This is a genomic window from Corallincola platygyrae, assembly GCF_039544265.1.
GTDB lineage: Bacteria > Pseudomonadota > Gammaproteobacteria > Enterobacterales > Neiellaceae > Corallincola > Corallincola platygyrae.
Window position 1 is genome coordinate 53,550 of record NZ_BAABLI010000016.1, and the last position, 12,658, is coordinate 66,207.

At 48.6% G+C, this 12,658-nt stretch carries 9 protein-coding genes; 7 read left to right on the forward strand and 2 right to left on the reverse strand.

What is annotated here, in order from left to right; translation table 11 throughout:
- The first annotated feature begins 320 nt into the window (after positions 1-320).
- Positions 321-812: a peptidoglycan DD-metalloendopeptidase family protein gene (locus tag ABEA14_RS14260; RefSeq protein ID WP_345340792.1), complete on the forward strand. Its 492-nt coding sequence runs from the start codon at positions 321-323 to the stop codon at positions 810-812.
- 61 nt (positions 813-873) lie between these two features.
- A complete protein-coding gene (rpoS, locus tag ABEA14_RS14265; protein WP_345340707.1) occupies positions 874-1,863 on the forward strand; it encodes an RNA polymerase sigma factor RpoS in 990 nt (329 codons plus the stop codon).
- 204 nt (positions 1,864-2,067) lie between these two features.
- Here the strand turns inward: rpoS and ABEA14_RS14270 are convergent, their stop codons facing one another.
- Entirely contained in the window at positions 2,068-2,469 is a 402-nt protein-coding gene (locus ABEA14_RS14270; protein ID WP_345340708.1) for a winged helix-turn-helix transcriptional regulator, read from the reverse strand.
- 380 nt (positions 2,470-2,849) lie between these two features.
- Here ABEA14_RS14270 and ABEA14_RS14275 point away from each other — a divergent pair, with 380 nt between their 5' ends.
- The 3 genes from ABEA14_RS14275 (at position 2,850) to ABEA14_RS14285 (ending at position 7,737) form a co-directional block, all read left to right on the forward strand.
- Entirely contained in the window at positions 2,850-3,329 is a 480-nt protein-coding gene (locus ABEA14_RS14275; protein WP_345340709.1) for a nuclear transport factor 2 family protein, read from the forward strand.
- 86 nt (positions 3,330-3,415) lie between these two features.
- Complete coding sequence (locus ABEA14_RS14280; protein ID WP_345340710.1) at positions 3,416-7,066, forward strand: Lcl domain-containing protein; 3,651 nt, start codon at positions 3,416-3,418, stop codon at positions 7,064-7,066.
- A gap of 176 nt (positions 7,067-7,242) precedes the next feature.
- The gene (locus ABEA14_RS14285) at positions 7,243-7,737 is read left to right on the forward strand and encodes a PEP-CTERM sorting domain-containing protein (RefSeq protein ID WP_345340711.1); all 495 of its coding nucleotides are present in this window, start codon (positions 7,243-7,245) and stop codon (positions 7,735-7,737) included.
- A 498-nt stretch (positions 7,738-8,235) separates the two neighbouring features.
- On the opposite strand, the gene mutS is transcribed toward ABEA14_RS14285, so the two are convergent.
- On the reverse strand, positions 8,236-10,818 hold the full coding sequence (mutS, locus tag ABEA14_RS14290) for a DNA mismatch repair protein MutS (protein WP_345340712.1): 2,583 nt from the start codon (positions 10,816-10,818) through the stop codon (positions 8,236-8,238).
- A gap of 286 nt (positions 10,819-11,104) precedes the next feature.
- Between mutS and recA the strand changes: the two genes are divergently transcribed.
- Positions 11,105-12,148, forward strand: coding sequence for a recombinase RecA (gene recA, locus ABEA14_RS14295; protein ID WP_345340713.1), 1,044 nt, complete (start codon positions 11,105-11,107; stop codon positions 12,146-12,148).
- Between the two features lie 8 nt (positions 12,149-12,156).
- The gene (locus ABEA14_RS14300; protein ID WP_345340714.1) at positions 12,157-12,585 is read left to right on the forward strand and encodes a regulatory protein RecX; all 429 of its coding nucleotides are present in this window, start codon (positions 12,157-12,159) and stop codon (positions 12,583-12,585) included.
- Positions 12,586-12,658 lie beyond the last annotated feature (73 nt).

Here is a 12,658-nt window from a genome sequence, read left to right on the forward strand (position 1 = left end):
TAGCGGTAGTTGCGCTTGCGTCTTGCTCTTCGAAAACCCATCAGCCAGCGCCAGTCAGCGAACTCAGTAAAAAGTCTGAATATACAGAAGAGAAGCGTGGACGTCTCAAGGCGTCCACTTACAAGGTAAAAAAGGGAGAAACTCTCTATGCCATTGCCTTTGCTGCAGGTAGTGATGTGAGGGAGTTGGCAAAATTAAACAAAATTTCTCCGCCTTATACGATTTTTCCCGGCCAAACCCTCAAATTACGTGCGCCATCTCCCACTAGCTCCGGCCAAGTGTCAAGAAAGCCGACAAAACCTCCAGCAACCAGTAAAACTGTGACTCAGCCACCCCCGGCGAAGGTTGATCCGAAAAAAGGCAAGGATTACTCTGGCAAAGGCGGTGAAAAAAACGCCAAACCCAAGCCCGCTTCCGGAGAGAAATATCCCTCGAAGGTAAGTCGTTGGCGCTGGCCCTCTAAAGGCAAGGTTATCTCCTGGTTCAATAGCAAGGAGCAAGGAACCAAAGGTATCGACTTTGCAGGTAAGAAGGGTGACCCGATTTACGCTGCCGCAGATGGCAAAGTGGTTTATTCGGGCAGCGCGTTAAGGGGCTATGGGCAACTAATAATAATAAAGCACAGCGAGGACTACCTGAGTGCTTATGCCCACAACAGTCGGCTGCGTGTGAAAGAGCAGCAGTGGGTGCGAGCCGGGCAGCATATCGCCGATATGGGAAGTAGCGGTGCTGAGCGTGTGAAATTGCACTTTGAAATCCGTTATCGGGGAGCGTCGGTTAATCCGACGCGGTATTTGCCCAAAAAGCGCTAAATCCAAAAGCGTTACTTAGCCGTAGTTTGGTCTTGTTAGTAGACAGAGTGGGAGACTGCGTATGGGCCGTGTTAATGCTTCTGAAGAAGAGATGGTGATGGATCCAATGGAAGAGGATCAGGAAAGCCCGGCGAAAGCCGAATCAGGTGATGATAAAGAGGGCAAAGGAAAAGACGCCCTGATGAGTGATGACCTGACGCAAGAAGACCTGCAGAAAAACCTGGATGCTACCCAGCTTTATCTAAGCGAAATTGGTTTTTCTCCCCTGCTTACCGCAGAAGAAGAAGTGTATTTCTCCAGGCGTTCACTAAGAGGGTGTGAGGCTTCGCGTAAGCGAATGATTGAAAGCAACCTCCGCCTTGTTGTTAAAATAGCCAGACGATACAACAACCGTGGTTTAGCCCTGCTGGACCTTATCGAAGAGGGTAACCTTGGCCTTATTCGTGCGGTTGAAAAGTTCGACCCTGAACGCGGGTTCAGATTCTCTACCTACGCCACTTGGTGGATCCGTCAGACGATTGAGCGGGCCATCATGAACCAGACGCGTACCATTCGTTTGCCTATCCATGTAGTCAAAGAGTTGAATGTCTATCTGAGAACGGCACGTGAATTGGCCCACAAACTGGATCATGAACCAACCCCAGATGAGATAGCTGAAGAGTTGGATCGCCCCGTCGATGATGTTCGTAAGATGCTTCGCTTGAATGAGCGTATTAGCTCGGTAGACACGCCAATCGGCGGAGAAACAGATAAAGCGTTGCTGGATATCATTGCTGACGAAAATGACGGTGGCCCCGAAGTTAATCTTCAGGACAAAGATATCCAAGACAGTATTGTTCACTGGTTAGGTGAGTTGAACTCTAAACAGCGAGAAGTGCTGGCGCGTCGATTTGGTTTGTTGGGATATGAACCATCGACTCTGGAAGATGTAGGGCATGAGATCGGTTTGACGAGAGAGCGTGTTCGTCAGATCCAGGTCGAAGCGTTGCGTCGTCTCAGGGATATTTTGATGAGTCAAGGATTGTCTGTGGAAAGCTTGTTCCGCGTGTAAAAGCAGGTACTAGGGCAGATAGTAAGAGCCATTCGAATGAAGAAATGCCAGTCAGTTAAACTGACTGGCATTTTTTTAAGATAAACAAGATCGGCTGACTGTCGCTGGTTTGATTCGGCTCTGTTCCCTTCATCGAGTAAGCCATCACAATGCCTATATTCAACCTGAGGAAGGTAGAGCCGGGAACCTTATTTGATTGTGGCTCTATTTGCTCTCTAACATTGCCCGCATATCCCTAACCAAATTTTCGCGATCGTTTTTTGCTCTTTCCGCAAACTCTGGATGAGTATTGGTTTCGGGTTCGTACTTGGTGCTCCAGACAATCATTTCTAACAGCACTGGCATCATGTCGATACCGGCCTGAGTTAAGGAGTAGACTTTCTTTCGTTTGTCTTTTTCGTCAGGTTGTTTGGTAATCAGCTGATCTTGCTCTAGTCGTTCCAAGCGATTGGAGAGGATGTTTGTTGCCATCTTTTCATCCGACGCCAATAAGCCGGAGTAAGTGTTTTTTCCAAAAAACATCAAGTCACGCAGGATCAGCAGGCTCCATTTGTCACCGACAAGATCCAGTATGTAAGAAATAGGGCAGTCTGAGCGTCTTGGCATAGTTGGTTTTCAGTTAGCCTGGAAAAAGATGAAGCTGCATTTTTCTGGAACCTTGCCGTCCAAAGCCCCTTATTTCCTCATGCTTGAGCGACAATTCTCAACATATAAACAGGTCTGAACACTACCATATTCAACTCAAGCGGTATATCAGATTGCAACGGCTCTGAAGTCTGAGAGTCGTTAATGACGCGTGTTTTTCGCCTTCCCATAGTTTGCATTGAACCTCACTAACGCCAGATTAGCGCTATCAATTGCGCAGTAAAAAGGTTGAAAGGTTGATCTCAAACAGTTGCAACTATGTTGCAAAGTGCAAGTTAATTAAATAAGCTTGCAAAAAGCAAGTTAAATTGCAGCAGTTGAATTACCTTCGAGGCTCCCAAATGGCAGTACCCATCATTGATCTCGACTCGCTCAGCAAACCGCATTGGAGCGAAGCAGACCGCCAGAAAGCTGAAGCCGTTGTTCGGTTTGTGCAGCTGATAATGAACGACCACAACTTCGAAGAAGTGCTCAGAAGTTACTCAGGGCAGCGTTACATACAGCACAACAGAACTATCGCCGATGGCATTGAGGGGGTAGTGAAAACCGTCAGCAGCCTGGTGAAGAACTCACCTGAATTCAGCTATGACGTCAGACAGATCTTTATTGATGGTGACCATGTGATTCTGCACTCTCACGCCACGCTCAAAGCCAAGCACCGGGGTGATCAATCGCAGGGGATGAACATCATCGATACCTGGCGCCTGCAAGATGGAAAGTTGGTCGAACACTGGGATGCCGTCGAAGGCATTAGTTTCGCCATGCGCCTGTATTCATTGTTTGCGGGCGGACAGCTTCGTAATACCAATGGAATCTTCTAAGTAGGAAGCTCCAATTTTACTGGGCAGTAGTTGCAGAGCTCACACTCAGGAAAACTAATCAAAACAACATGGATTCGAGAATTACTATGATGCGCTTGATAGTTGGTACGGCGTTACTGACGCTGATGTTGACCGGTTGTAACGCAGACTCAGATGAGACTTTACCCCCAGCAGATGATTCGGTTGTCACCGAACCGGATCCGGATTCAGGCGAAGGCACCGATACGGGAGATGATACCGACACAGGTGACGATACCGATATAGGTGATGACACTGGAACAGGCGATGATAGCGATGAAGGCGACGATACTGATAACAGCGATGTGCCGCTTAACCCAACCCAGTTTGTCGCAGTAGATACCAACCAAACCCAATGTTACGACGGTAATGGAAACACTATTGCCTGCGGTTCAGGATATACAGGTCAGGATGCTGAGTACACCAGCAACGCACCGAGCTACACCAATAACGGTGACGGCACCATTACCGATAATCACACCGGGCTTATTTGGGCCGAAGTAACCATAACCAATGTCAGTTTCTACAATGCCGACGCGACAGCCAGCAGTTCAACACTGGCAGGTTATTCTGACTGGCGAGTGCCCACGATTAAAGAGCTCTATTCTCTGATCGACTTCAGTGGCGCAACCGGCACTTCCAGCCATGACAGCACCGATGTTCCAGTCGATGCCATCCCGTTTATCAATACCCATTATTTCGACATGGAGTACGCATCAACGGGGTCACGATTTATCGACGCGCAATACATCTCCAGCACTCTCTATGTCGATAAGATTTTTGATGATAACAAGGAACCAAGTGCTGGCCAGAAAGGTTTCTTCGGTGTGAATTTTGCTGATGGACGGATCAAAGGCTATCCGACTCAGGATACTCCTGACACTTCCGGTTGGAATTTAAGACTGGTACGCGGCGAAAAGAGTTTTGAAAACGATTTTTCTGACAACAATGATGGCACCATAACAGACAACGCAACCGGCCTGATGTGGATGCAAGACGATAGCGGCAGCTATTCAGGCGAGGTTGGCACTCAGGGCGATGGCAGTGTGGATTGGGTTGAAGCACTGGCATGGTGTGACAGCTTGTCTTCAGCAGGCTATGACGACTGGCGTCTGCCGAATGCCAAAGAATTGCAGAGCATTGTCGACTACGCGCGATCTCCGGATACCACGGGCAGTGCAGCGATTAATCCACTGTTTAAAGTGTCGACCTTCCTCGATCCTGATGGCTCCAGCATCAATTATCCCTACTACTGGACCAGCACCACTCACCTCGAATCTGATGCTACCAAAGCGGTATATATCGCATTTGGTGAAGCGCAGGGGCGTTTCAATATGCAGGCCCAAACGTCTGGTGACAGTGAAACTCTGCTCGATATTCATGGAGCTGGGGCACAACGGAGCGACCCCAAAGTCACTAACGGCGATAGCTTCCCTGACATCCATGGACCACAGGGTGATGTGCGCTATGTGTATAACTTTGCTCGTTGTGTAAGAGCAGGTGTTGATACAGGTGACGATACCGATACCGGCGATGGTTCTGAAGCGGCGGATTCAGATGGCGACGGTGTGGATGATAACAGCGATGCCTTCCCGAATGATGCATCTGAATCGGCAGACTCAGATGGCGACGGTGTAGGTGATAACAGCGATGTCTTCCCGAATGATGCATCTGAAGCGGCAGATACAGATGGTGATGGCGTAGGTGATAACAGCGATGTCTTCCCGAATGATGCATCTGAATCGGCAGATACAGATGGTGATGGCGTAGGTGATAACAGCGATGTCTTCCAGAATGATGCATCTGAATCGGCAGATACAGATGGCGATAGTGTCGGTGATAACAGCGATACTTTCCCGGATGACCCTTCTGAATCGGCGGATTCAGATGGCGACGGTGTCGGTGATAACAGCGATGTCTTTCCGAACGATGCATCTGAAGCGGTTGATACCGATGGAGACGGTGTAGGTGATAACAGTGATGTCTTCCCGAGCGATGCGTCTGAAGCGGCAGATTCCGATGGCGACGGTGTGGGAGATAACAGTGATGCCTTCCCGGATGATCCCACGGAAACGGAAGACAGCGATGGTGATGGTGTCGGTGATAACAGCGAAGAAACCGGTTCGATTTTAGACATCAGTATCACTGGTCTGAATTACGAAACTGAAACTCAGTCAGGCGTGTTGGAAAATGGTGCCTATGAATACGTTGCCGGTGAAACGGTCGTGGTATCACTGTTCGGAACTCAGCTGTTTGAGTTTGACGCAGGTGCAGAAATAACGCTGACCGATCTTGCTGATGATTATCCAAATAACGAAGATGATTTCGGTACCGCTTACTTCAGCGAAGGTGAGTTTGCCGAATTCCAGAAACTGGCTAACTTGATTCAGCTGCTGTCGAACCTGGATATCGATGCCGACCCAGATAATGGTTTTGACGTTTCAGCATTCTCTGGCCTAGGCAGTGTGGAAACGACTGTCGATCTATCGCTCTCTCCAGATGATTTCTATGAACAGACCCTGATCGAACTGGCCAACGAGCTCAATACAACGCGCGCTGTCACGCCAATGGTGTCGTTGGATTACCTGTATGACATTGCAGAACAGGACATGCTCGTTTACACCTGGGCCTCTATTGATACTGATACAGATGGAGTTCTCGAGTTTCAGACCTATACCTACACCGATGAAGGCTATAAAGACATCGTTTCAATTGAGGACGACTTGGGCGCTGTTGCTGAAGAGATCTTGTTCGAATATGACGAGATGGGCCGGATGCTGTCAAAGGCCTATCCCCAGTACAATTCGGAAGGCACCAAAACCTTCGAGCGTGGCTATGTATTTAGCTACAACGACCTGGGCCAGATCACCTGCTTTGTTTCTTACTACGACTATAACGGTGATGGCGGTTACAACTCAGTCACCACCGAACGCTATGAATACAACGCTAAAGGGTGGCTTGAGATCGAAACCGAGGAGAAATCCAACGGAGACACAGAGATCTCGACCTACACCTACAATAGCGATGGCACCGTAGCCACCATTTATGCTGTTGAATATGACGAAGAAGATCTGGCCGATTCTGCAAACTTATACACATACACCTACAACGACTCGGGGCTGGTGACCGAGATGCGCGAGGATTCAGATTGGGATGCTGATGGTGTCTATGAAAGCTACGACCTGGACATTAAAACCTACAACGAAAATAACGACATCCTTGTGCTAAGCACCAAACGCTACGATGGCGAGGGCGACCTTGATGGCGAGTACACCCAAACCTACAGCTATGATGAAAACGGCCATCAGACCGGCTACAGCTACTTCACTGACAATGAGGGCGATGGTGTTGCTGATTATCGATCTGAAGTGATCTACACCCTGGATGCGGATGGCAATACAACCGACGAGCTTCAGGAGATATACAAGGACGGCGAAACGCTTTCCAGTACTAGACGCTATGTCATGTATACACCGGAGCTAGGTTTCACAGGGGAATATAGCTCCTATCAGGACAAAGATGGCGATGGTACTGAAGACTACAGTTTCTATGTGAAATACAGTTACAACGAAGCCGGCGGTATCAGTGGTTACCTCAAGCAATACGATGATGATAATGATGGCGTGGTAGATTCAGAAACCTTGAAAACTCACAGCTACAACATGGTAACCAAGGGCGTTTCAGCCTGGCTGGTTGCCCTGTTTGCCTACAACTACTAATCATGCTGGTACTTAAAAAATGATATAAGCCACAACCTTATGATTTCTATCCGGTTGTGGCTTTTTTGATTCTGAAATCAATCAATCAATCTGTCTGTCCTGGCTTTAGCTGGTACTTGGAAAAACTGAAGCAACACTGCCAAAGCAATTGGCTCAACCCTGAAAGGAAAACTGAAATGAAAGGACTGTTTGTAAAAGTGCTTTTTGCATGTTCTTGTCTGTTCGCAGCCACAGCGAATGCAAGCATTATCAAAGTCGATGCCCCTGGTTCCCGCTATCACACCAGCCCTGGCGGGACACTGGCAACTTTTTCATTCGATCTAGGTAGCAATAGGGTTGAGAGTGCTTGGGTTGAGTTCTCGGATTACGAGATCGCTTTTATGGACTCAGCCAAATTTTATCTCGACGGTGTTCTTCTTGGAGCGCAGGGATTTGGCATGGGCGTGAATTTTAGCTTTGATCTTACAGACCTTTCTGTACTTGAGGATGGCAAGGCGATACTGACCTGGAAGATCGGTAAGTACAGGGCCGGATGTCGTTGCGTCACACCCGAAGGCGGTACATCCCTGGTGATGGAGACAGTTTCAGTGCCTGAGCCATCAGTATTGGCTCTGCTACTCCTGGCTATAACAGGGATAGTTTTTTCTAAGCGAAATAGAGTGAGTTGTTAGGGCCTGTTGACCTTTTATGTATGGATTTTGTTCGAATGAAACACGTTTTGAGCAAGAAGTGAGCTACGTAGCTTAGCGATCTAAGTAAGTAGTGAATGACGCAGCGCAGAACGTGTTTCAACGAACCCCATTTCCTTCAAAAGAAGGGGCAGCATTTGTTGGCGATTTATGCTTCGTTATCGGCTATTTATTGAGGGCCACTCAACTTCACAGCCTCTGTCTTGCTTAAATCACCAACATATTACTGCAAAAGCAAACAGCAAAGGTTAACAGGCCCTAGTTACTTTCTAATTCCGAACCCTGTCTTAGTCGCAACTAAGTAAACGACCAGATATGGTGAGGGGAGGGTGATTTGCATGATGATGGCCTACTCCCGAATAGAGCTGCACCAAATTAAATTTGGTGAGTCGATACCGTCTATCGCATAGCCAAGCCAGTCAGTTGAACTGACTGGCATTCGTTCATTCGAGCGTTTTGTTATTCGATTCGAAATTCAGATTAGTGCTCGCGCATTGCTTTGAGTCGATACAAAAAGTCCAACGCTTCTCTTGGAGTCATTTGGTCAGGATCTGAAGTATCAATCGCTTCAACAACGGGATCCGGTTCAATCAGCATATCCAACTGCTGCACTGAGGCGGATTGATTGCTGACTTCCGCTTTATTGTTTGATTGAGACTCCAGCTGATGAAGTTTGGCCTGGGCCCTTTTTACTACTCGCTTGGGTACCCCTGCAAGCTGAGCAACCTGCAGACCATAACTGCGGCTGGCAGGGCCTTCCTGTACGGCGTGCATAAAGGCGATCGTATCGCCGTGTTCTACCGCATCCAGATGTACGTTTGCCAGATTTGGTAACTGGTCAGGCAGGCTGGTCAACTCAAAATAGTGGGTCGCAAAAAGTGTCATGGCATTGATCTGTATGGCCAATTGTTCTGCACAGGCCCATGCCAGCGAGAGGCCGTCATAGGTACTGGTGCCACGACCAATTTCGTCCATCAGTACCAGACTGTGTTTGGTGGCATTGTTTAAGATATTGGCGGTTTCTGTCATCTCAACCATAAAGGTGGAGCGACCACTGGCCAAATCATCAGAGGCGCCGATGCGTGTGAAAATTCTGTCTACTGGCCCTATGGTGGCCTGCTCTGCAGGCACGAAACTGCCAATATAAGCCATCAATGTTATCAACGCCGTTTGTCGCATATAGGTCGACTTACCACCCATATTTGGACCGGTAACGATCAACATGCGGCGTTGGTTTGAGAGTTCTACCGGGTTGGCAATAAATGGTTCATTCATCACCTGCTCAACGACGGGGTGCCGACCGCCGTCGATATGTATGCCAACGTCAGACGAAAGCTTGGGACGGCAATACTGATTTTGCTCAGCCTTATTGGCGAGGTTATTCAGAACGTCGATTTCTGCAATGGCATTGGCCATCCGCTGCAGTGTTGCCAGGTGCGGCATGAAAATATCAAACAGCTCTTCGTAAAGCTGCTTCTCCAAAGCTAATGCTTTACTTTGCGCAGTCAGCACTTTGTCTTCGTAGGTTTTAAGCTCAGGAATGATATAGCGTTCGTTATTCTTGAGGGTTTGGCGACGCACGTACTCCGCAGGGACACAATCAGAATAACTGCGGCTGATTTCAATGTAATAACCGTGAACTCGATTAAAGCCGACTTTCAACGTGGGAATACCTGTACGCTCTCGTTCCCGAACTTCAAGTTCTTCCAAAAAGCCGGTGGCATTTTTCGCCAGCGAGCGCCATTCATCCAGCTCTTCATTGTAACCCTCTGCTATCACCCCCCCATCCCTGATTAAGACAGGAGGTTGTTCAATAATCGCCTGGCTTAAAAGGCTATGAAGCTCTGGCTGAGGCTGGCACGCAGAAAGTAACTCGGCGAGTTTTACTGAGCCCAATGACGACAGAAGTTCCGCCAGGTCTGGCAGCAAGGCCAGTGTCGAACGAATACGGGTAAAATCTCTTGGTCTGGCTGAGCGCAGTGCCAGGCGCGCCAGTGCACGTTCTACATCGCTGACGCCCTTAAGTATTTGTTGAAGCTCATCGGTGACGATGCCATCAATCAGGTCTGCGATTGCTTCTTGTCTGCTGTTGATCAGCTTATTGTCCCTGAGAGGGCGGTGCAGCCAGCGTTTCAGTAAACGGCTCCCCATCGCAGTGGCAGTGCCGTCCAAGACCGATGCCAAGGTGTTTTCGTAGCCGCCTGACAGGTTTTGCGTCAACTCAAGGTTGCGACGGGTCGCTGCATCGAGGACGACGGCATCGTTATGCTGCTCTACCTGGATCTTGTCGATATGAGGCAACGCCGTACGTTGTGTGTCTTTGACGTATTGCAACAGGGCACCAGCCGCTTTGAGCGCTTCAGGAAGTGCTTCCACGCCAAAGCCTTTCAGATCTTTGGTGGCAAACTGCTGACACAACTGAGCTGTCGCCGTTGCCAGCTCAAACTCCCATTCTGGGCGGCGGCGAACGCCACTGATTCCCTCTATGAGCAGGGTATCCATGGTTTCAGAATAGAGGAGTTCCGCGGGTTGAGTACGTTGCAACTCGGCTTGTACGGCTTCTTCGGTCCCTAGTTGGCAGACCTGGAATCGACCACTGGTCAGGTCGAGTGTTGCATAGCCAAAAAGGCCATTATTTTCACTAATCGCGGCAAGCAAGTTGTCATGACGTTCATCCAGTAGCGCCTCATCGGTGACGGTACCGGGCGTCACGATACGCACGACTTTACGCTCTACGGGCCCTTTACTGGTGGCAGGATCGCCCACCTGCTCACATATGGCCACTGATTCACCGAGCTGAACCATGCGTGCCAAGTAACCTTCCACTGCGTGATAGGGAACACCGGCCATAGGGATGGGATCGCCAGCAGACCGTCCTCTGTGGGTTAAAGATATATCCAGTAACTCACTAGCGCGCTTAGCATCGTCATAAAACAGTTCGTAAAAGTCTCCCATGCGGTAGAACAGCAAGATATCCGGGTGTTCAGCCTTTAAACGCAGGTACTGCTGCATCATGGGCGTGTGCTGGGAGAGTTGTGTATCGCTGAGGGAAGGTGCAGTCATGAAATTACTAATTCTTGCTAATGAGAGCGTTGCTGCCAGATGTGCCATAGGATACGGCATCCTGAACATTGAAAAAACTGGCCAGGTTACATATCCAGTCCAAAGTAAATAGAAATATTCTTCGTCACATTTATACAGTGGTTTCTATTTTTAATACTGTACACGGTCTGTAACATCATGTTTTTAATGATTAAAAAAAATTGTTGTTGGTGAGGGTTGATACTGTATGAGCGTACAGTATACTGAGCAGTAATTGTCAGGGCGAACCTGTCCCGTGGAGATGAAAATGGACAACAATAAATCAAAAGCACTGTCAGCGGCGCTGTCTCAAATTGAACGCCAATTCGGTAAAGGCTCTATCATGCGACTGGGAGATTCTCAGGCGTTGGATATCGAAGCCGTATCAACCGGCTCACTTGGGCTAGACATCGCCCTGGGTATTGGCGGCTTGCCGATGGGGCGTATTGTTGAAATCTATGGTCCAGAATCATCCGGTAAAACCACACTAACGCTGCAAGTGATTGCTCAGGCACAACGCGCGGGCAAAACCTGTGCATTCGTTGATGCTGAACACGCATTGGATCCTGTTTACGCAGCCAAGCTAGGTGTGAATGTTGATGACTTGCTCGTGTCTCAGCCTGACACGGGTGAACAGGCGCTTGAGATATGTGACATGCTGGTTCGTTCTGGCGCAGTTGATGTTGTGATTGTTGACTCCGTTGCCGCATTGACACCTAAAGCGGAAATCGAAGGCGATATGGGTGATTCCCACGTAGGTCTTCAAGCGCGTTTGATGTCGCAGGCGCTGCGAAAGCTTACCGGTAATATTAAGCGCTCTAACACCTTGTGTATCTTCATTAACCAGATCCGTATGAAGATCGGTGTGATGTTTGGTAACCCGGAAACCACCACGGGTGGTAACGCGCTGAAGTTTTACTCATCGGTTCGTTTGGATATTCGTCGTACCGGTGCAGTTAAAGACGGCGACGAAGTTGTGGGTAACGAAACCCGCGTTAAGGTAGTGAAGAATAAGGTTGCTCCGCCGTTTAAACAGGCAGAGTTCCAAATCATGTACGGCGAAGGTATCTCTAAAGTTGGCGAGCTGATTGATTTGGGGGTGCAGCATAAGCTGGTTGAAAAAGCGGGTGCCTGGTACAGCTACAACGGTGACAAAGTAGGGCAGGGTAAAGCAAATGCCATGCGTTACTTTAAAGAGAATCCTGAACTGGCAGTCGAGGTAGAAGCCAAGCTGCGAGACATGCTTTTGCTCAAGCCTAAGCAGGAAGGCCAAGAAGATGAGCTGGCACCTGAAGTTGGTGAAGAGCTGTAACTTCTGGTTTGAATAAAGATGTATTAAACGCCGCCCTGCGCCTGTTGGGGCGGCGTGATCACTCCGAAAAAGAGTTGGTGAATAAGCTGCGCCAACGAAAATTCAATTCCGCCGATATTTCCCCCGTCATTGAACATTGTCTATCCGAAGGCTGGCTGGATGAGGCCCGTTTTTGCGAGAGTTATTGCAGGCGTCGTAGTGATGCTGGTTATGGCCCACAACGAATTCGTGCTGAGTTGAGCGAGCGAGGCATAGACAGTTACCTGATTGAACAAGCTTTTGCTAACAATGGCATTGACTGGCAACAAGCACTTATTCAATGCGCTGAAAGGCGTTTCAGTGCAGCTCCAAAATCCCATGAAGAACGTGCTAAGCAGATTCGTTTTTTGATCTATCGTGGCTTTAGTTACGATCAGGTCCAGAACATGTATAAATAATGAACTATTCTTCCTTTTCATACTCTTAACGAACGTTGTCAATTAGCAACAATCCGTTTTAGTTGCTTGATGG

Bases quoted from the DNA above. Each gene is read 5' to 3' on its own strand.
- ABEA14_RS14270 (WP_345340708.1), bottom strand. From the start codon at position 2,469: ATGCCAAGACGCTCAGACTGCCCTATTTCTTACATACTGGATCTTGTC.
- ABEA14_RS14285 (WP_345340711.1), top strand. From the start codon at position 7,243: ATGAAAGGACTGTTTGTAAAAGTGCTTTTTGCATGTTCTTGTCTGTTC.
- mutS (WP_345340712.1), bottom strand. From the start codon at position 10,818: ATGACTGCACCTTCCCTCAGCGATACACAACTCTCCCAGCACACGCCC.
- rpoS (WP_345340707.1), top strand. From the start codon at position 874: ATGGGCCGTGTTAATGCTTCTGAAGAAGAGATGGTGATGGATCCAATG.
- recA (WP_345340713.1), top strand. From the start codon at position 11,105: ATGGACAACAATAAATCAAAAGCACTGTCAGCGGCGCTGTCTCAAATT.
- ABEA14_RS14280 (WP_345340710.1), top strand. From the start codon at position 3,416: ATGATGCGCTTGATAGTTGGTACGGCGTTACTGACGCTGATGTTGACC.
- ABEA14_RS14275 (WP_345340709.1), top strand. From the start codon at position 2,850: ATGGCAGTACCCATCATTGATCTCGACTCGCTCAGCAAACCGCATTGG.